Source organism: Agrobacterium larrymoorei, assembly GCF_037722385.1.
GTDB classification, from domain to species: domain Bacteria; phylum Pseudomonadota; class Alphaproteobacteria; order Rhizobiales; family Rhizobiaceae; genus Agrobacterium; species Agrobacterium larrymoorei_C.
Genome location: NZ_JBBKAQ010000001.1, coordinates 29,119 through 49,608 on the forward strand (window position 1 = coordinate 29,119; position 20,490 = coordinate 49,608).

The following is a 20,490-nucleotide window of genomic DNA, read 5'->3' on the forward strand; positions in this document are numbered from 1 at the left end:
CGCAGGCTTGCCCTCGTCTTCGCCACAAACAATGGTATCCTTCACGCTGTTGCACTGGGAGATTTCGCGGCTGCGGCAATTGCGAGATCGTGTGGCCAGACCGGGAGAACGGATTGATGACCACCAGGCAGGGCGGAAAAGGCGCTTTCGAAAAGAGACCGGAGCTCGCACGACGTGTTGCGGCAAAGCGGTTCTTTGCGAAAATCGTGCTGTTTGCCGAGCGCCTTGCGCCGAAAACGATTCTGCCGCTCTCCATCACCGCGCTCTTCCTTTCGCTTGGCTGGTTCGGACTGTTCCGCCAGATGCCGGACCTGTTGCGTTGGGTCGTCGTTTTCCTCCTCGTCTTTTCGTTTATCACATCTCTGCTGCCGATTGCGCGGCTCCGCTGGCCTTCGAAAGAAGAGGCGTCACGCCTGCTTGAAGAGCGCAACGGGCTCCCGCACCAGCCGGTCGGCGTGCAGGAAGATGAGCCCGCTTTTGAAACACCGTTCGCCCGCGCGCTGTGGAAAGAGCACCAAACGCGCATGGCCGAGCGTATTGCGTCGCTCGACGCTGGCCTGCCGCGGCCAGATATTGCCGGGCATGACCGGATGGCGCTACGCGCAGTTCCGGCGCTTCTGTTGGTTGCGGCCTTCGGTTTCTCCTACTCAAACGGCGCGGGCAGCGTCGCAGATGCGTTCCGGAGTCGCCCTGCCTCTGGTCCGTTGAATCCGGATATCCGCCTCGACGCCTGGGTAACGCCGCCATCCTACACCGCCCGGGCACCTATCTTTCTGACCAGCCAGAATGCCGATCGCGATGAGCCAGTCTCCGTTCCTCAATCCTCCAAGCTGACCATCCGCATGACCGGCGGCGCCGGCCAGGAAGAGGTGACCTTTGAGCCGAACGAAGCCGGCGAGTTGCAAAAGCTTGCACCTGAAGGGACGGGAGAGCAGAAGGCGGACGCTGCTGCACCGCCTCAGCCGAGCCCGGAGGGGCCGGCGGCTGTCGCGCCCCGTACATTCACCATGGAGTTCAAGGAAAGCGGAACGATCGAGGCAAACGGCCAGTCGTGGTTCTTCAACATCATCCCGGACAAGCCGCCTGTCATCGCCTTCGACAATCTGCCGCGCCGTGCCGCCAATGGTGCGCTTGAGATTGGCTTCACCGCCAAGGACGATTATGGCGTGCGTGAAGCCCATGCTGTCATCGAGCCTCTCGATGTTCAGGCTGACGCGACACCACTTTATCCGCCACCGGAGTACAAGCTGGACCTTCCGCGCCAGAACCCGCGTGACATGAAGGGCGTAACGAGCCGTAATCTCACCGAACATCCGATGGCCGGAAAGCGGGTCCGCATTACTCTGGTCGCAACCGATGGCGCTGGGCAGACGGGCAAGAGCCCTCCGCAAGAAATGATCCTTCCAGGGCGCAATTTCTCCGAGCCGCTTGCGGCCTCGGTCGCCGAACAGCGTCAAATATTCTCGCTCGACACCCGCCAGATGCCTAAGGCGATCGCCTATAATGAGGCGGTTAGTCTGCGCCCAGAAGAGACCATTCCCAACAAGACGCATTATCTTCTACTGCAATCGGCGCAGGCGCGCATGAAGCTGGCCTATAATGAGGAGATGCTGAAGAACACGGCGGATTACCTGTGGGAAATCGCGCTCGGCATCGAAGATGGCGATCTGTCGCAAGCGGAAAAGCGCTTGCGCGATGCGCAGGATGCCCTGTCGCAGGCGCTGGAGCGCAAGGCGCCGGATGAGGAGATTGCCAAGCTGATGCAGGAGCTTCGCGACGCGATGAACGAGTTCATGAAGGAACTCGCACAGCGCATGCAGAATGCGCCCCAGGGCAACATGAACCAGCAGGCGCAGAATGTGCTGCGCCAGCGCGATCTGGAAAACATGATGAACCAGATCGAGAACCTTGCCCGTTCCGGCAACCGCGATGCGGCCCAGGAAATGCTGTCGCAGATGCAGCGCATGATGAACAATCTGCAGGCGGGTAGACCCCAGCGTGGGCAGCAGGGCCAGCAGCAGGAAAACAGCCAGTTGCGCCAGCAGATCGACAAGCTCGGCGAAATCATGCAGCAGCAACAGAAGCTGATGGACGAGACTTTCAAGCTCGACCAGGCGCTTCGCGACCGTATGCAGCGCGGCGATCCTCAGCAGGACGAAGAGGGCGGCGAGCAGCAGATGGGCGAAAACGGCCAGCAGCAGCCCGGAGACCAACAGCAGGGCCAGCAGGGTCAACAGAAGCAGGGCCAGCAGCAGAATGGGCAAGGACAAAACCCTGACCAGATGACCGCCCAACAGCTTCGCGATGCGTTGAAGAATCTGCGCCAGCAGCAGGAGGGACTGGGTAAGCAGCTCGGTGACCTTCAAAAGGGCCTTCGCGATCTCGGCATGGAGCCGGGCCAGAACTTCGGCAAGGCCGAACAGGAAATGAAAGGCGCCGGTGAAGCACTGGGACAGGGCCGCGGCGAACGGGCTGTCGAAGGCCAAGGGAATGCGCTAAATGCGCTGCGCCAAGGTGCGCAAGACATGATGGGCCAGATCATGCAGGCCATGCGCCAGCAGGGCCAACAGCCGGGCCAGGGTCAGCAGGGCATGATGGGGCAGGGCGACCAGAATGGTCGCGATCCCCTTGGCCGTCCGCGCGCCAACTCCGGTCCGGATTTCGGTGATTCACAGGTTCGCGTGCCGGATGAAATCGATGTGCAGCGGGCGCGGGAGATCCTCGAAGCGATCCGCGAGAAGCTCGGCAACAATCCGCCAGCCGATGTGGAACGTCGCTACCTAGAGCGATTGCTCGATATTCAGTAACGGTTGTGGACTTGCCTCAAGTCACTCGCAACTGGGCGCGCGGTGTCATGTGAGACCATGGGGTCATCGCATCAATCCATCATGCCGGAGGCCGTGAGATCGAGGGAGGAATGACGGAGGGAGGAGAGGCTTTGCCGAAGAGCCAGACGCCTCTCCTGTTTGTTTCTTACTTCCGTTCTGAATCGTGCGAATGGCGGCGATCCTTTTCACCTCCACCCGTCGAGACATTGCTGTGCGCGCGCTCGTCACTGTCTGCGCCGGGTTTGTTGATCTCTAACGGCGCCTTGGCATTCTGATCCGATGAGCCTGGTCCGCCCTGGCGGATGCTGGCTGGCGTTTTGGTCGATGTCGACATGGTTTTCTCCTCAACGGTCCTGCTGATGGCCCTGGTTGGTGGTGTTGACCTTGATATTGGCCTGCCTGCCGGTGCGGGTTGATGGCTCTTGATTCACATCGGTGCTGGCCTCTTTGGCGTTGAGATCTCTCTCCCCCCCGGGGCCGAAGTCGCTTCTGTTGTCTTCAGGGATCGGCAGCGTCTTCTTGCTCATGACAGTTCTCCTCAGTTGATGTGGTGTCTCCACCCCCGGTGACAGTCGAACTGCACTCACTGTCCACAGTTCCGAGACCTCCGCCTAACGGTTCCTAAGCCATGTCATCCGGAACATTCTGAAAAAGCTCTTGTTCGAGGGGGATCAATCAGACCCGTGGACGAACCGGAGGAGACTATTATGAAGGCACTGACCTGGCATGGGAAACACGATATTCGCTGCGAAACCGTGCCCGATCCTGTCATCGAGGACGATCGGGATGCCATCATCAAGGTGACCGCCTGCGCGATCTGCGGCTCGGATCTCCACCTTTATCACGGCTCCGTGCCCGATATGCATTCCGGTGACGTGATGGGGCATGAGGCCATGGGTGAGGTCGTCGAGGTCGGCAAGGGAAACAGCAAGCTGCAGGTCGGCGACCGGGTGGTGGTGCCGTTCACCATTTCCTGTGGTCACTGCTTCTTCTGCCAGCGCGGCTTCTTCTCCGGATGCGAGAACAGCAATCCAGACAAGGACAAGGCGAAGAAGATGTGGGGCAACTCTCCCGCGGGTCTCCTCGGCTACACGCATATCCTCGGCGGCTATAGCGGCGGCCAGGCGGAATATCTGCGGGTGCCCTATGCCGATGTCGGCCCGATCAAGGTGCCCGATGGATTGACTGACGAGCAGGTTCTCTTTCTGTCCGATATCTTTCCAACCGGCTACATGGCAGCTGAGTTCTGCAACATCCAGCCGGGCGAGACGGTTGCGATCTGGGGCTGTGGACCCGTCGGTCAGATGGCGATCCGCTCGGCTTACATGCTGGGAGCCGAACGCGTGATCGCTATCGACAGTGTCGCCGAACGTCTCGCGCTTGCAGCGGCGTCTGGCGCGTTAACACTGAATTATCTGGAAACGGATATTTACGACGAGATCATGCAGTTGACGGGTGGGCGCGGAGCGGACGCCTGTATCGACGCCGTGGGCACGGAAGCTGACCCGGCGGCCAGTTGGGATTCACGCATTGACCGCATCAAGGTCGCGACCTTCATGGGCACCGACAGACCACATGTGCTGCGCCAGGCGATCCATTGCTGCCGCAACTTCGGCACCGTCTCCATCGTCGGCGTCTACGGCGGTTTTCTCGACAAGATCCCGATGGGCTCTGCCATCAATCGCGGCTTGACGCTTCGCATGGCGCAAACGCCTGTTCAGCGCTACCTACCGATGCTGATGGACCGGGTGCTGAAGGGCGAGATCGACCCCTCTTTCGTCATCACCCACCGCGCCACGTTGGAAGAAGGCCCTGGCCTCTACGAAACCTTCAAGAACAAGGATGATGGCTGCATCAAGGTCGTCATCAAACCGTAAGGAGCGCGATATGTCCGAGCAGCAAGCGAAGAAGGGTCTGGCGCTGGTCACCGGCGCCTCCAGCGGTATCGGCTTCGAACTGGCGAAGTGCGCAGCCGATGATGGCTACGATCTGATCGTGGTGGCGGATGACGAACGGATCTTGAGCGCGGTGAGCGCTTTTACTGCCAGAGGCGTCAACGCCGTTCCGGTGGTAGCGGATCTCGCCACGCCGGATGGCGTCGAAAGCGTCATGCAGACAGTTGCCAAACATACGAGACCCGTGGCCCTTTTGATGGCGAATGCAGGCCAGGGCCTTGGCGATGCCTTCCTCGACCAGGAGATCGCTCGGGTGCAGCGCGTTATCGACACCAATATCAGCGGCACGGTGGCGCTGACGCATCAGATCGGCAACCTGATGCGCGGTGCTGGCAGCGGCCGGATCTTGTTGACCGGCTCGATTGCTGGCTTCATGCCCGGCAGCTTCCAGGCGGTCTACAACGCTACAAAGGCCTTCATCAATAGTTTCGCTCTGGCTCTGCGCGACGAGGTGAGGGATACCGGGATCACGGTGACCTGCCTGATGCCCGGGCCAACCGATACGGAATTTTTCGAGCGCGCCGATATGCTCGACACCCCCGTCGGCCAAGGCAAGAAGGATGATCCGGCTTTCGTCGCCAAGGTCGGTTACGATGCGATGATGAAAGGCGAGGGCGATGTCGTCAGCGGCTGGAAGAACAAAATCATGACCGCAGTTGCCAATGTGACGCCCGCGGGCATGCTGGCAAAACAGCACCGGCAAATGGCTGAACCGAAAGACGAAGAGTGAGCCTGATCCCGGCTCAGTCGCGCGCGCCGGTGGACTGGCGCAGGATCAGTTCCACCGGCCATAGTTCCTGGCATTCCTTCACCGGTCTGCCGGAGATGATCTGAAGCAAAAGTTCGGTCACACGCATGCCGGCCATGCGCATCGACGAGCGTGTGGTGGAAAGCGGCGGCAGCATGCTTTCTGGGGTCAGGTACGGGAAAACGTCGTCGTGAGCGATGACGGAGACATCCTTGCCAATGACAAGGCCCAATTGCGTCGCGGCGCGATAGACGCCTTGTGCCGTCATCATGGCGCCGGCCACAAAGGCGGTCGGCCGCAACGGCTGCTCCAGAAGTGAGCGGGCGAAGCGGAAGGCCGTTTCCTCGCTGAAGTGCTCGTTCATCATCAGCTTGGGGTCAGGCGTCAGGCCAAATTCGGTGAGAGCGTCCCTGAATCCCTGCTCGCGGTCGTTGACGAATGTCCGCCCTTTCGGACCGTTGATGAGAGCAATGCGCCGATGGCCGCGCTCGAGAAAATGCATGGTGGGACGGTAGGTCACGTCGCGATTGTCGATATCAAGCCAGGCATGCGGCAACGAAATGTTTGACCGGCCGTGCACGATGAAGGGGACGCCGAGCCGGTTCAGCAGCGCAATGCGCTCATCCTCAGGGCGCGGCGAATGAACTACGATGCCATCCACCTTGCCGCTTGCCGCCAGGCGGTTGAAAATTGCCAGCTCCTCATCGAGATTGTTGTCGATGGCGACGCTGACCAGAATATCGGTTTCCTGGCCTTCCAGACGCGCAGCCATGCCACCCATGAATTCGGAAAAGAAGTGCCCGCCGCCGCTACGCCCCATCACCACGCCGATGGCACCTGCGCGTCCAGTCACGAGTCTCACCGCATTGGCATTGGGGCGGTAGCCCAGCCTGCGGGCTGCCTCCATCACCCGCTCGCGGGTTTCCTGGCGAACCTCCGGATAACCCCCAAGGGCACGGCTGACCGTTGTTGGAGAAAGGCCAACCTGTTCTGCGAATTCCTTGAGCTTCATGATTTCCGCCGTTTTCATCTGCATGCTAGCTCAAAGCGAATTTTTCAAGCAACAAAAATCGAAACCGATTTAAAATTAGAAAACGAAGATGAAGCTTTGAATTTCAGAGACTTCTCGGCGACTTGCCGCATTGGCCAGCGAGTGAAGGTAGTATCACGCATTTTATGGCCTATTGACAGGAGAGAGAGGAATTGTAAGCTTCCCAAAATTGAAAGCGTTTTCAATTTGTGATCGTCAAAGTTTGAGAGGGAGGAGAATGATGACGAACTTTTCTAAGAGGGCTTTGTTCCTGTGCGGCAGCCTTTTGGCCTTTGCCGCATCCGCGCAAGCTGCCGAGATCGCCATGGCCGCTAATTCCACGGGCAAGAATCTCAACTTCATTCGTGAGCGTCTGGCAGAATTTGAAAAGCAGAGCGGCCACAAGGTGAAGCTCGTGACGATGCCGCCATCGTCGAGCGAGCAGTTCAGCCAGTACCGTCTGTGGCTTGCAGCCGGTAATACGGACGTAGACGTCTACCAAACGGACATCGTCTGGGCGCCTCAGCTTGCCGATCAGTTTGTCGATCTGACGGCTGCGGCCAAGGATGTGATCGGCCAGCATTTCCCATCGGTGGTCGCCTCGCAGACGGTCGACGGCAAACTTGTCGCCATGCCGATGTATACGGATGCGCCGGCGATGTTCTACCGCAAGGATCTGCTCGACAAATACGGCAAGCAGCCGCCGAAGACTTGGAAGGAGATGGCGGAAACCGCCAAGGAAATTCAGGACAAGGAACGCGCGGCCGGCCAGAAGGATATGTGGGGCTTCGTGTTCCAGGGCAGTGCCTATGAGGGCCTGACCTGCAACGCACTCGAATGGGTGGCGTCTGCCGGTGGCGGGCATATCGTCGAGACCAATGGCGATATCAGCATCAACAACGAAAAAGCTGCTGCAGCGCTCGATATGGCCAAGAGCTGGATCGGCACGATTTCGCCCCAGGGCGCTCTCGCCTACAAGGAAGAGGAAGCTCGTGGCGTCTGGCAGACAGGCAATTCCGTCTTCATGCGCAACTGGCCCTATGCCTACGCTCTCGGCAATGGCGACGATAGTGCCATCAAGGGCAAGTTCAGCGTCGCGCCGCTACCGGCAGGTGCCGATGGCGAGGCGCCCGCCTCGACCTTGGGCGGCTGGAACGTCGCGGTCTCCAAATATTCGAAGAGCCAGGATGCGGCAATCGAACTGGTCAAGTTCCTGACCTCGGCGGAGACGCAGAAAAAGCGGGCGGTGGAGCTTTCCAACATGCCGACGATTGCAGCGCTTTACGACGACAAGGATGTGGCTGCAGCGCAGCCCTTCATGCCGCAGTGGAAGCCGATCTTCGAAACGGCAGTTCCGCGTCCATCGGCCGCGACAAAGGTGAAATACAACGAGGTTTCGTCCAAGTTCTGGGGCGCCGTCCACAACACGCTCTCCGGCTCCGGCACGGCTCAAGAAAACCTCGAGCTTCTCGAAGTCGAGCTGACCGATCTCAAGGGCAGTGGCTGGTAACACTGCATATGCGAAGCGGCATGTCCTGCCGCTTCGCCTCCCGTCCAATCGGTGGAAGCTCTCATGAAAACACCTGTCCCTGATCGACCGGCAGCGATGGCCGGCTCCGACCTGCAATCCGAGCGCCTGCGTTCCGCCTGGCTCTTTCTCGCTCCGACCTTTCTGGTGCTCGCCCTTGTTGCGGGCTGGCCTCTCGTCAGAACCGTCTGGTTCAGTCTGACGGATGCATCGCTGACGAATCTTTCTGACGCGCAATTCGTCGGTCTCAAGAACTACATTTCCTGGATAACGCTCAGCAGCGGCCGCACTGTTTATCGTGGCCTTTTGGCAGACCCTGTCTTCTGGGGTGCTGCGTGGAACACGGTGAAGTTTACCATTCTCTCAGTGTCGCTGGAAACGGTGCTCGGTCTTATCGTCGCGCTGGTACTGAATGCCGAATTCAAAGGCCGAGGCCTTGTTCGCGCGGCGATCCTTATTCCATGGGCCATTCCCACTATCGTTTCGGCACGCATGTGGTCGTGGATGCTAAATGACCAGTTTGGCATCTTGAACGACATGATGCTGAGCCTTGGCCTCATCAGCCAGAAGATCGCCTGGACTGCCAACCCGGAGACGGCGATGACGGCAGTGCTGATCGTCGACGTGTGGAAGACGACGCCCTTCATGGCGCTGCTCATCCTTGCCGGTCTGCAGATGGTGCCTAAGGATATGTATGAGGCTGCCAAGGTCGATGGCATCCACCCGATCAAGGTGTTTTGGCGCGTGACGCTGCCGATGATCCGTCCGGCGCTGATGGTCGCGGTCATCTTCCGCATGCTGGATGCTATGCGCGTCTTCGACTTGATCTACATCCTGACGCCCAACAATGCGCAGACCCGGACCATGTCGGTTCTAGCGCGTGAGAACCTCTTCGACTTCGACAAGTTTGCCTATGGTGCGGCGGTCTCGACGATGCTGTTTCTCATCATCGCCTCGATCACCATCGTCTATATGTGGCTTGGCCGCGTCAACACGGATGGAGGCGCAAGATGACCGCAACGACAGTTCTGAAGAACACCGCCTTCTACGCGCTCGTTGCCATCATCATCGTGGTGGCCGTGTTCCCCTTCTATTACGCCATCCTGACGAGCTTTAAATCCGGCACTGCTCTGTTCGAAATCAACTATCTGCCGAAGAGCTTTTCCCTTGGGAATTACGCCGACGTGCTCGCCAATGACAGCTTCCTGCGCAACCTCGCCAACTCGCTGATGGTGGCAACCTGTGTCGTGGCGCTGTCCCTGCTTCTGGCGGTAACGGCGGCTTATGCTCTCGCCCGCGTTCGCTTCCGGGGCCGCGCGCTGTTGCTGTTGACGATCCTCTCGGTCTCGATGTTCCCGCAGATTGCGGTGTTGGCAGGCCTCTTCGAACTGATCCGTTGGGCCGGTCTGTTCAACACGCCCTTAGCGCTGATCTTCTCCTACATGATCTTCACGCTTCCCTTCACTGTGTGGGTTTTGACGACCTTCATGCGGGATCTGCCGGTGGAGATCGAAGAAGCGGCGATCGTCGATGGGGCTTCGCCGTGGGTCATCATCACGCAGGTCTTCCTCCCGTTGATGTGGCCAGCGCTGGTCACGACCGGGCTTCTCGCCTTCATCGCAGCCTGGAACGAGTTCCTGTTTGCGCTCACCTTCACCTCGTCGAACGAGCAACGCACGGTTCCGGTGGCGATCGCCCTTCTTTCGGGGAGCTCCCAATTTGAAATTCCCTGGGGCACGATCATGGCAGCCTCTGTGATCGTCACCGTGCCACTCGTCATCCTCGTTCTGATCTTCCAGCGACGTATCATCTCCGGCCTGACGGCTGGCAGCGTCAAAGGCTAGGAGAAATCTCATGACCAGCATTCAACTGCGCAACGTGCGCAAATCCTTCGGTGCCTTCGACGTGATCAAGGGTATAGACATGGATATCCGCTCCGGAGAATTCATGGTCTTCGTCGGTCCCTCCGGCTGCGGAAAATCGACCCTGCTGCGCCTTATCTGCGGCTTGGAAGAGATCACCGGCGGAGAGCTGTCCTTCGACGGAGAGATCGTCAACCGGCTCACGCCTGCCAAGCGCGGCGTTGCCATGGTGTTCCAGTCCTACGCTCTCTACCCGCATATGACCGTGTTTGAGAATATGGCCTTTGGCATGAAGCTCGCTGGTTCCAGCAAGGAAGAGAGACGCAAGCGGGTAGAGGCAGCAGCCGAGATGCTTCAGCTGACGCCCTATCTGGAGCGTCTGCCCAAACAGCTTTCCGGCGGCCAGCGCCAGCGTGTGGCGATCGGCCGGGCCATTGTTCGCGATCCGAAGGTCTTTCTCTTCGATGAGCCACTTTCCAATCTGGATGCGGCGCTTCGCGTCGCCACCCGTCTTGAAATTGCCAAGCTCCACCGTAGCATGCATGACACGACCATGATCTACGTTACCCACGATCAGGTGGAGGCAATGACGCTTGCAGATAGAATTTGCGTGTTACGGGACGGACGTGTCGAGCAGGTGGGTACGCCGCTCGAGCTTTACGAGACGCCGGTTAACACCTTCGTCGCGGGCTTCATCGGCTCGCCGAAGATGAATTTCATCGGTGGCCGTTTCGCCGAAAGCCATGGTGCGCATTCGATCGGAATTCGGCCGGAACATCTCGTGGTCTCGGACGGCGCAGGCGGGTGGACGGGCGAGATCGTTCATTCCGAAATGCTTGGTTCGGACAGCTATATTTATGTCGATATTGGCGCGGAGGAGCCGCTCGTCGTGCGGGAGGAGGGCGTTTCCCACCGAGTGACCGGAGAGACGCTCAAACTCTCGCCCTTGCCGGAGCACATTCACCGTTTCGATCAGGCTGGCGTTTCGCTGAAACGTGAACAAACACGCGGAGCCGCCTGATCAATTTCAGTTCACCGGCGTTAACAACCCGCGCTGGTTCATCAAGGAGCATGTCTATGACCATCAATACCGTCGTCTGGGGCGAAAACATCCACGAACACATCAATGAGACTGTTCGCGCGGTTTACCCCAACGGCATGCACAACACGATCGCCGATGCCTTGAACAAGGACCCGGAGACCAATGCGACGACCGCAACCCTACAGGAGCCGGAACATGGGCTTTCGCAGGCGAGATTGGACCAGACCGACGTGCTGGTCTGGTGGGGCCACAAGGATCACGGCGCCGTTCAGGATGAAATCGTCGAGCGCGTCGCCAAGCGCGTCTGGGAAGGCATGGGCCTTATCGTTCTCCACTCAGGCCACTTCTCCAAACCGTTCAAGCGGCTCATGGGCACGCCCTGCGCCTTGAAATGGCGCGAGGCGGGCGAGCGTGAACGTATCTGGACCATCAATCCTCGCCATCCGATCGCTGCCGGCCTTCCGGAGCACTTCGAACTTGAAAACGAGGAAATGTATGGGGAGCAGTTTTCTGTTCCGGAACCATTGGAAACGGTTTTCATTTCCTGGTTCCAGGGCGGCGAGGTTTTCCGCTCCGGTCTCACATGGCGCCGCGGTGCGGGCAACATCTTCTATTTCCGTCCGGGACATGAAACATATCCCACCTATCACGACGCCAACATCCAGAAGGTCATCAGCAATTCGGTCAAGTGGGCCAATAATCCAGTTGGCGCGTTGAAGAGCATCCACAATGCGCCCAACGTGCCGGTCGATAAGGCGCTCGAGCCCATCGAAGAGCGCGGCCCCAAGCTGCACAAAGCTGGTGAAGCAGGTTACAGGTAATCCATCATGAAGCTTCTTATTCTCGGTACCGGTGGCATGGCGAACACGCACGCCACCCATTTCTCCCAGATTTCTGGCGTTGAAACGGTTGCAGCGGTCGATGTGGACGAGGTGATCGTCCGCGCCTTTGCCGCACGTCACAACATTCCACTGACCTTCACCTCGCTGGATGACGCGCTTGCCTGGGGCGAATTCGACGCGGTGGCAAACGTCACACCTGACGCCATCCACCACCCAACCAGTCTCAAGCTGCTGGCTGCGGGCAAGCACGTCTTCTGCGAAAAGCCGCTCGCCGAAACCTACGGCAAGGCTGCCGAAATGGCAGATGCCGCCGAGAAGGCGGGCTTAGTCGCCATGGTGAACCTCACCTATCGCAATGTGGCACCGCTTCAGGAAGCGCGCAAAATGGTGATGCAAGGCCGCATCGGCAAACTCCGCCACCTTGAGGCTTCCTATCTCCAGAGCTGGCTGGTGTCGAAAGCCTGGGGCGACTGGATGACGGAGAGCAAATGGCTCTGGCGCTTGTCGACCAAGCACGGTTCGAACGGCGTCCTTGGCGATGTCGGCATCCACATTCTGGACTTTGCGTCCTACGGTGCGGGCAGCGATGTTGAGCGCATCTTCACGCGCCTGAAGACCTTCGACAAATATGAGGGCAACCGGATCGACGTCTATGATCTCGATGCCAATGACAGCTTCACCATGACGGCGGAACTGGCCAATGGTGCGATGGGCGTCATCCACGCCACGCGCTGGGCAACCGGCCACCTCAACGAGCTTCGCCTGCGCCTGCATGGTGACAAGGGTGCGCTTGAGGTCGTCCACACGCCGGATTACTCGACGCTTCGCGGTTGCCTTGGTGAGGATGTGGAAAAGGCCATCTGGCGGGATATTGAGCCTGAGCCGGAGCCAACCAACTACGAGAAATTTGCAAAGGCCGTAATGGAAGGCGGTGTTGCCGATCCAGATTTCCGTCACGCCGCCAACCTGCAGAAGGTGCTCGATCTCTCGATCATCACCGATCGCGAGCGGCGCGAAATCGCCGTCTGAGGCTACATTAATCCAGACTGAACATAGAAGGCCGGGGAGGTAGCAGCTCCCCGGCCTTCTTGCGTTACGATCCAGCGAATGCCGAAAAACGGTATGTTAACAGGTGTTGTTCTAGGGTGATCCAGAGAGTGTCTATGCTTGGGTGCCGATATACTGAGGCGGTTGCTCGTTAAAGCTCGGACATCTCAATCGCGCGGGTCATGGTGTGATATTGTCCTCACCGGTTCCACGTCTGCTTTATGTGTTTTGCGTTATTGGGCCGGTGGAACTGAGATGGCGATGAATCAGGGTGTGATGGACGGGGCGAGCTATCGCGAACCGACGCATGGACCGGAAAACCTGCTGCGGCTTCTCGCTCTCCTGTGGCGCAACATCCTCATTATCGTTTTGAGCGGACTGCTCTTGGCCGCTCTTGCCTTCGGCGCATCGCTGCTTATTCCCAATTACTACTCGGCAACGACGCAGATCCTGCTTGATCCGGAAGGCTCCAGGATACTGGACAGCGATCTGACGGCTCAGCCGCGCGCCGTCGATTCGCACGTGCTGAACCAGCAGTATCTGCTGACATCGAATGAGCTTTTGACCCGAGTTGTCGAAAAGGAAAATCTGCAGAACGATCCGGAGTTTGGTGCCTACAATTCCGAATATACCGACAGCAAAAGCCGCACCCAGCTTGCCGTCGACCGGTTGCGTAAGGCCGAGTCGGTTGCGATCGTCGGCAAGAGCTTCATCGTCAATGTCACGGTCAGGTCGAGTAGTCCGGAGCAAGCGGCAAAGCTCGCCAACACCATAGCCGACACCTATCTCGAACTGCGTTCAGAAATGAATGCAGACACGCTGAAGCGCACAGGCGGCGGCCTGTCCGCACAGTTGGAGCAACTGCGCAAGGCTGTGGAAGATGGCGATCGTGCCGTTCAGGACTATAGGGCCAAGCACAACCTCGCCAATGTTGCGGGGCGTCCTGATATCGAGCAGCAGATCTCCGACACCAATGCCGAGATTGCGCGTCTTTCCGGCACGATTGCGGAGAACGAAGCGCTGGTCTCCGAACTGAGGCAGGCGCGCAACGATCGTCAGTATCTGCGATCGGTACCCGACTCCTCCTTGACCCCATCGATCATTTCGCTCAGGGCGCGTTATCAGCAGAGCCAGGAAGAACAGGCGGTGCTTGCGACTTCGCTCGGAGCGCAGCATCCAGCACTTCAGGCGGCAAGAGCAAGAACCCAGTCACTGGCGACGATCCTCGACGACCAGCTTCGCAATTTTTCCACGACGGCGTCGCGCAATCTTGACCGGCTGAAAAACCAGCTGACCCTTCTTCAGACAAATCTCGATCGGTTGACCCGCAATCAAAATGGCGAGGAAAGCACGATGGTGCAACTGCGCGAGCTTCAACGGAAGCTCGATAGCGACCGTGCCGTCTACGAATCCTTCCTGCTGCGGACCCGTCAGCTTTCCGAGCAGCAGGGAACGCCGACAGAGAACTCGCGGATCATCTCCGTTGCCGAGGCGCCGTTGAAGAAGGCTGGCCCGCCAAGAACTTTGATTACCACCGGTGCCGGCATCTTCGGCATGATCCTCGCTGCCGGTATTCTGGTGCTGCGCGACCAATTCGGGGGAAAAAGCCGGAAGGTCGTCGCTCGCGCACCTTCGGTTTTCAGTCGCTTCAAACGCGCGAAGGCTGAAAAGCCTGGAGTTACGCCGCCGGTAGAAAAGGTTCAGACGGTTCAGTCACCGCCGGTTCCCCTTGTTGCGCCTGTTGCAGCGGTTGAACCCGTCCCGGAGCCAACACATCCCGTTTCAGGGATGATCCCGGCCAAGCGTAGCCGCGCTCTTCTGGCCAATCAAAGAGACGACTATGTCGGACTTGTAAAGGAACTGTGCGCGTCTGTTCCTCTCGCACAAGGATACTCGATGCTCATCGCATCCGTCGGCCCGCAAAATCGCGCCTCGCATGCCGCTTTCAATCTGGCCTTCGCTGCCGCGCGTCTGGGAAGACGCGTGCTCCTGGCGGATGGGGCCAGCCGCGATCCGGCATTGACCCGCATGCTTTTGGATCAGTCTTCCGCTGGTACAGACAATGGGGTTGCAAACAAGAATGAGCGTGGGGGGATCGTCGATTTCGAGGACTCGTCCCTGCTTAAGTTTCTGCCGGCGGATGCCGACCTTCAGGATCATCTTTCCGGGAAGATGGTGAGCGAGGAGAGCGAGGCTTTCGATCTTATCATTGTCGATGGCGGGGTGGCCAGCGCGCATCCAGTCTCTGCACCGATCACGAAAATGCTCGACGAGGTTGTTCTCATGCAGAACGAGGAGGATGCCGGAAGCACGGTGCTATCGCTTGTGGCTCTTGAAGAGAGTGGACTCCAGCAGGCACGGGTGGTTCGTCAAGACCGTTCTGGTCTCCATTATTGAGGCCGGCTCTTGGCATGCAGTAGGCATCTGGTGGTGAAGCGCATCCCATTCTGGAACAAGGGCCTCGGAACAGCAGGCCTCAGCATCCTCTTCAACACCGGCCTTCGCGGGTCGACGCTCGTCTTACGCTTCGCCCTTTCCTTTTACATCGTCAAGTTCATGGGGCTGGAGGCCGCCGGCATTTACGGTTTGGCACTTGGCGTCGTCACAACGGCACCCGCGATCCTTGGATGGGGTCTCAACTACTTCATCGCCCGCGATGTGAATGGGAAGTCGAATGGCGTCACCGGCGCCTATGTGAAGACGCGACTTGCGGTGACGATTGCGTCTCTGACGCTGATGACATTGCTCGCGGTCGCTGCCGGGTTCATCTTCGATTATCCGGTCAAGCCTTTATATGTGGTGATCCTGATCATCGTCTGGATGGAGACGATCGCCTGCGACATCCATATGCCATTGATCTCCAAGGAAATGGCGAGCGCCGCCAATATCCTTTTCTTCCTGCGAACCACATCCTGGGTGCTTCCGGTAATCGCACTCGGCCTTGTGTCCCAACCGTTCCGCAATATCGAAACGGTGTTCGTCGGCTGGTCGCTCGGCTATATCGGGATGTTTGCCGGACTGTTTTACTTTCTGCGCCACTGGCCGCTTGCGCGCATCGCCAAGGCCCCCGTGCGATATGACTGGATCAAGAGCCGCATGCGCCGCTCATGGATGATTCACATCAGCGAAATCTGCAATGTCGGGCTGGTCTATGCCGACCGCTATATCGTGTCGCTGTTGTTGACCCTGTCTTTGACCGGGGTCTACACATTCTATTGGTCACTGGCCAATGCGTTGCAAACTCTGATCTCGACTGCCGTTCTCCAGATCGCCATCCCCAAATTGTTCAAAGCCTATAATGACGGCTCCGCAGCGGAGTGGCGCCGGATGATGGTCAAACAATTCGCCAAGACCGCCATCGCAGGTTTGATCCTCGGCGTTGCGATTTTCGTTGCGGGAAGCATTGTTGTCGACGTCATGAATATGCCGGCGCTCATCGAGCATGAGGGCGTTTTTGCACTGCTGCTGCTGACGGCTGCCGTTCGCGCCTGCACCGATCTCATGGGCTTTGGCATGAGCAGCCTTCGAAAAGACGGCCACTATGCAGTCGTCAATCTTTCGAGCGTCATAATTTCGATCGGCCTGAGCTTTCTTCTCATCAGCACGCTTGGCTTCATGGGGGCGGGTCTCGCCGCACTTGTCGCAGCCTTGGTAACCGCCAGCGTTTCGGCCTTCATGCTGTGGCGGGCCTCAAGGGATATTTGAAGTGATTGACGCCTGAAAAGCCAGGCAAGAAGGGGATGGGGATGGCAGTCGGTCAACCGCAACATACCGTTTTGGGGAAGCTCGCAAAGGCGCTCTATCACGCCGCGATACACAGTCTGCCGATCAAGCAGGCGACCCAACTTCAGTATTACCGCTATCACCGGCTTTGGCCCAACATCGACAATCCCAAGACGCTGAACGAGCATCTGGTCGCACGCAAGATCGCGTGGCGCGAACCTGCGGACGATCCGCGCCTGATCGTCTTGAGCGACAAGATTGCGGTCAAAGCGCATGTTGCCAAGGTGCTGGGTGAGGAATGGGTGACGCCGACGCTTTGGCGTGGCAAGGACCTCAATGACTGCCCGCCCTTGCCATTTCCCTATGTGATCAAGGTCAATCACGGGTCGGACCGCAACATTTTCGTCTACGGACCCGAAGATCTCGTTGGCGCCAAGGAGAAATGCGATCAATGGCTTCAGGGCCGCACCGCCTGGCGGCTTGCGGAAGAGTGGTACAACCATATCGAGCCGGAACTCTTCATCGAGCCGTTTATCGGTGAAAATGGCGAAGCGCCGGTCGATTACAAGCTCTTCTGCTTCGAAGACGACATTCCCTGCATTCAGATCGACACGGCGCGCTTCAGCGATCACCGTCGCTGCTTTTACGACGAACATTGGAACAAGCTGCCCTTCGGCCATTACTATCCGATGGAAGACAAGGAGTTGCCGCGCCCACCGCATCTCGATGCCATTCTGGCCGCGGCGCGCACTCTGGCGCAGGGGTTCGAATTCGTTCGTATCGACTTTTACGACAAGCCGTCGGGACCTGTTTTTGGGGAGATGACATTCTCCCCCACCTCGGGATTTGGTGCCTTCCGCCCCCCGTCAACGGATGCCTGGCTCGGCACCTTCTGGCGCGATCAGCCCAAAGGGCGCTTTCGCACCTCCACTGAGGTGTGATCAGCCGGTCGACGTGATGTTGTCAGCTTCCGTGCGATCGGGAACGGTCAAAAGCCACGACAGGATGATGCCGCCCAAAAGCCACGCAGAGACGACATAGACGTAATAGAAACTTGGGGTAAAGACCGCGTTGAACAGGAACAGGAACGCGATATATCCGCAGGCTACGCGCCTGACCCCCAAACCGTTGCGTGGCAAATCCGTATGCACCCAAAGGTGTAGCTTGCCAAAGTAGAAGCCAAACAAGGTAGCCGCGAAAATAATACCGGGAATGCCGAAATTGAGATAGGCCTCGCCGAAAAGGGTCGGGCGCAGGCCCGCGTGGAATTCCGGATCGAGCCCCGCTAGCGTCGTGGTGATGACGCCGGTTCGGTAGTCGTTTCGGAACTCGCTGATGAAGGCAGGGATCAGCGCGGTGTAGCCGGCCAGATAGGTCATGCCATGGTAAAACTGGCCTTTGAATCCGCTCAAGATCCACGCGTAGTCGCGAAAGTCCGAGAAGTTGTTGCCATAGAAAATCTGTGCGGTGAGGCTGTCGATTAAATCCGGTGCTGCCTGTCCCTCGGAAGAAGAGCGCAAAATGCCAAGCCCAACGGCGACAAGAATGAAGGCGACCGCTGAGAGCCCGAAAACGACTAGGTTTCGGTATCGGTAAGCGATGATGACGCAGATGACGAAGGCAAAGAGCGCTTCGATACTGGCGCCACGCGTACCGATCATCAAACCTAGCACGCTGCAGAACAGTCCCATGGCAATGAAATGCCGGCCACGGGCAAAGCCATAGACCAAAAGGCTGATCGCGGTGGTCGGAAGAATGACGGCGTAGAGGTTGATGACGGGGCGGATCGACGGATTCTCGAACGCAAATTCACGTCCCTCGAAGGGTCTTACTCCGAGAGCGAACAGTCCGGCCGTTGCCAGAAGGATGATGAACAAGGACAGCCAGGCACCGGTTCGCGTCTGCCAGAAAGAATAGCCGCTCTCGATGAAGTCGAAGAGATAGCTTCGACCGGAACTCAACGTGGCAAGCCCCATGCCGACAATCAAAAAGACGACGCCGATCACTGAGAGAAAAAAAGCCTGGTCTATATGCTGTCGGATGACGAAGATTGCGCCACCAACCGCCTCCATGTTTTTTTCCGAGCCCGCGAAGATCGGCATAATCAGGACAGGCAGGACAGTGTAGCGAAGCCAGAAATAAGAGGAGAGTGTCAGCACACCCCATCGCAAGAAAGAGCTGACATAGTAGAGGATGAATATCAACCAGCCGAGGATAAGGATGAGCCAAGCGAGATTGGACATTTCCAAGCCTTGTTCACGTGCCCGGCTGTAAAAAAATCGGCCAGCTGAACCTGTCCGGTTCAGGCTACGTTTCGTTGCTTCCAACCATGCACAAAATCTCTTAAGATATTGTTGACCATGTTTCCCGAACAGCGAGAGGACGGTTCATGCCGTCTGGCCAATAGCGGCTTGAGTCAAGATTCTCTCGAGCTTTTCATAATAGCCAGATTGCTCGGCCGTCCCGTCAAATGACGCGATCCCTGGGAAAAGCTCATCGCGCTTCTGCCACCATGTCTCAGGGCCGATCGACACAGCCTTTTCCAGCAACTTCGCGAGCGCTCCCGGCTTCTCGGGATCGTAGCACCAGCCGGTTTTTTCTGCTTCGACGATCTCAGGTGTTCCGCCCCTGTTGCTGCTGATGACGGGAACACCATAGACGCCGGCTTCGACAAGGATGCGGCTTTGCGGCTCATGCCACTGCGAAGGCACAACGACGGCGTCGGCCATGCGATAGATTTCCTGCGGGGTCACATATCCGCGAAACTCGACATTGGCTTCAGAGCCGAGACGTTTGATGGTGTCTTCCTCGCCCGGACGACCACGCCCGGCGATGACCAGACGCGCATTGCTGCCCGCGGCCGAGGCTTTGAAGGCCTCGATCAGGTCCGGGACACCCTTTTCCTTAGCCAGAGCACCGAGATAGCCGAAAGTGAACGTCTGGTCCGCTGGTTTGGCGCGTCCGATGATGCTGGTATCGAAGGATTGCAGCGGCGTGTTCTTGTTGTGCATGACATGCCAGTCGGCTTCCGCCAGTACACCATTTTCAACGAAGCGTTGTTTCACGAAGTTGCTGACCGCAATCACCGTCATGCCGTTGCCGCGCAATCTTAAGCGACGATTGATCAGGCTGCAGTCGAAGCAAGGCGTTGCACAGTTGTCCTCCCGGCGGAACATGCTGGTCTTGGGACAGAGCAGGGCGTAGTCGCGCAGATGCAGGCAGATCGGGATGCCTGCATCTTCGGCCGCATGAAAAATTGCAGGCTGCATGTAGGAAGAGTTCTGCGCATAGATGAGATTGAAATTCTCTCGCCTGAAAAACTCGGTCAGGCCTTCCACGCAAAGCGCACCGAAGGCGGTGCGAAGATGCCACGCGGCACGACGAGCAAAGTTGACTGAGGGTTTGAGATGGCCGGGCAAATAGCTGTTTTTCCAGGGAAGCCGAACCACGCGCACATTGCTGGCAAGCCTCGTTTCTCCCGGCGGCACCAGTGGGTCGCCAGACTTTCCGAGTGCCAGCACGGTGACATCATGCTTCTTGGCGAGCTCGGTCGCTCCCGCGCGTGCCGATATCTCAGCGCCTCCCTCTGCCTGGGGAGCAAAAGTCTGCGAGACGATGCAGATTTTCACGCGTCTTCCCCTCGTTCATCGGGAGTGGTTTGTTACAATTGTCCGTAAATCGCAAATAACTCTTTAAATATGTTGAATAAACCTTCCTTGAGAAAGCATGTCTAAAGTCGTTGCATCAATCAAGCGCTCTTCTCTTCGAAGTCGGGAGAGAGGCGCATTTGAGCAAATTGGTGGCGAGCGCATGAATTCTGTTTTACTAAATCGCTGGGCAACAAAAACAACAACGCCGCGTATACCCACGTCAATGGGTGGCCCA

17 protein-coding genes are annotated in these 20,490 nt (G+C 58.2%); 12 read left to right on the plus strand and 5 right to left on the minus strand.

Features of this window, described 5'->3' with window-relative positions:
• The first annotated feature begins 116 nt into the window (after positions 1-116).
• Positions 117-2,807: a TIGR02302 family protein gene (locus tag WKI41_RS00155; protein ID WP_340191516.1), complete on the plus strand. Its 2,691-nt coding sequence runs from the start codon at positions 117-119 to the stop codon at positions 2,805-2,807.
• A gap of 166 nt (positions 2,808-2,973) precedes the next feature.
• Here the strand turns inward: WKI41_RS00155 and WKI41_RS00160 are convergent, their stop codons facing one another.
• Both WKI41_RS00160 and WKI41_RS00165 read right to left on the minus strand, forming a co-directional pair.
• Positions 2,974-3,162: a hypothetical protein gene (locus tag WKI41_RS00160; RefSeq protein WP_340191517.1), complete on the minus strand. Its 189-nt coding sequence runs from the start codon at positions 3,160-3,162 to the stop codon at positions 2,974-2,976.
• A gap of 10 nt (positions 3,163-3,172) precedes the next feature.
• Entirely contained in the window at positions 3,173-3,355 is a 183-nt protein-coding gene (locus WKI41_RS00165) for a hypothetical protein (RefSeq protein WP_340191518.1), read from the minus strand.
• Between the two features lie 180 nt (positions 3,356-3,535).
• Here WKI41_RS00165 and WKI41_RS00170 point away from each other — a divergent pair, with 180 nt between their 5' ends.
• Positions 3,536-4,705, plus strand: coding sequence for a zinc-dependent alcohol dehydrogenase (locus WKI41_RS00170; protein ID WP_340191519.1), 1,170 nt, complete (start codon positions 3,536-3,538; stop codon positions 4,703-4,705).
• Between the two features lie 10 nt (positions 4,706-4,715).
• Complete coding sequence (locus tag WKI41_RS00175; RefSeq protein ID WP_340191520.1) at positions 4,716-5,513, plus strand: SDR family NAD(P)-dependent oxidoreductase; 798 nt, start codon at positions 4,716-4,718, stop codon at positions 5,511-5,513.
• A gap of 13 nt (positions 5,514-5,526) precedes the next feature.
• On the opposite strand, the gene WKI41_RS00180 is transcribed toward WKI41_RS00175, so the two are convergent.
• Positions 5,527-6,543 (minus strand): substrate-binding domain-containing protein, encoded by a 1,017-nt coding sequence (locus WKI41_RS00180; RefSeq protein WP_340192282.1) that lies wholly within the window; start codon positions 6,541-6,543, stop codon positions 5,527-5,529.
• Between the two features lie 259 nt (positions 6,544-6,802).
• Between WKI41_RS00180 and WKI41_RS00185 the strand changes: the two genes are divergently transcribed.
• The 9 genes from WKI41_RS00185 to WKI41_RS00225 all read left to right on the plus strand — a co-directional run bounded on the left by WKI41_RS00185 (position 6,803) and on the right by WKI41_RS00225 (position 17,546).
• A complete protein-coding gene (locus WKI41_RS00185; protein WP_340191521.1) occupies positions 6,803-8,071 on the plus strand; it encodes an ABC transporter substrate-binding protein in 1,269 nt (422 codons plus the stop codon).
• A gap of 63 nt (positions 8,072-8,134) precedes the next feature.
• On the plus strand, positions 8,135-9,103 hold the full coding sequence (locus WKI41_RS00190; RefSeq protein WP_340191522.1) for a carbohydrate ABC transporter permease: 969 nt from the start codon (positions 8,135-8,137) through the stop codon (positions 9,101-9,103).
• Entirely contained in the window at positions 9,100-9,933 is an 834-nt protein-coding gene (locus WKI41_RS00195) for a carbohydrate ABC transporter permease (RefSeq protein WP_340191523.1), read from the plus strand. Before WKI41_RS00190 ends, WKI41_RS00195 begins: the two co-directional genes overlap by 4 nt.
• Positions 9,934-9,943: 10 nt before the next feature.
• Entirely contained in the window at positions 9,944-10,972 is a 1,029-nt protein-coding gene (locus WKI41_RS00200) for an ABC transporter ATP-binding protein (RefSeq protein WP_340191524.1), read from the plus strand.
• Positions 10,973-11,028: 56 nt separating this feature from the next.
• Positions 11,029-11,814, plus strand: a complete 786-nt coding sequence (locus tag WKI41_RS00205) for a ThuA domain-containing protein (RefSeq protein ID WP_340191525.1) — start codon at positions 11,029-11,031, stop codon at positions 11,812-11,814.
• Between the two features lie 6 nt (positions 11,815-11,820).
• On the plus strand, positions 11,821-12,864 hold the full coding sequence (locus WKI41_RS00210) for a Gfo/Idh/MocA family protein (RefSeq protein ID WP_340191526.1): 1,044 nt from the start codon (positions 11,821-11,823) through the stop codon (positions 12,862-12,864).
• 273 nt (positions 12,865-13,137) lie between these two features.
• Complete coding sequence (locus WKI41_RS00215; RefSeq protein WP_340191527.1) at positions 13,138-15,279, plus strand: GumC family protein; 2,142 nt, start codon at positions 13,138-13,140, stop codon at positions 15,277-15,279.
• 33 nt (positions 15,280-15,312) lie between these two features.
• Positions 15,313-16,587 (plus strand): hypothetical protein, encoded by a 1,275-nt coding sequence (locus WKI41_RS00220; RefSeq protein ID WP_340191528.1) that lies wholly within the window; start codon positions 15,313-15,315, stop codon positions 16,585-16,587.
• Between the two features lie 41 nt (positions 16,588-16,628).
• Positions 16,629-17,546, plus strand: a complete 918-nt coding sequence (locus WKI41_RS00225; RefSeq protein ID WP_340191529.1) for an ATP-grasp fold amidoligase family protein — start codon at positions 16,629-16,631, stop codon at positions 17,544-17,546.
• Here WKI41_RS00225 and WKI41_RS00230 read toward each other — a convergent pair whose 3' ends face one another.
• Both WKI41_RS00230 and WKI41_RS00235 read right to left on the minus strand, forming a co-directional pair.
• Positions 17,547-18,848 carry an oligosaccharide repeat unit polymerase gene (locus WKI41_RS00230; protein WP_340191530.1) on the minus strand — a complete coding sequence of 434 codons (1,302 nt, stop codon included), beginning with the start codon at positions 18,846-18,848 and terminating at the stop codon, positions 17,547-17,549.
• Positions 18,849-18,992: 144 nt separating this feature from the next.
• On the minus strand, positions 18,993-20,234 hold the full coding sequence (locus WKI41_RS00235) for a glycosyltransferase (protein WP_340191531.1): 1,242 nt from the start codon (positions 20,232-20,234) through the stop codon (positions 18,993-18,995).
• Positions 20,235-20,490 lie beyond the last annotated feature (256 nt).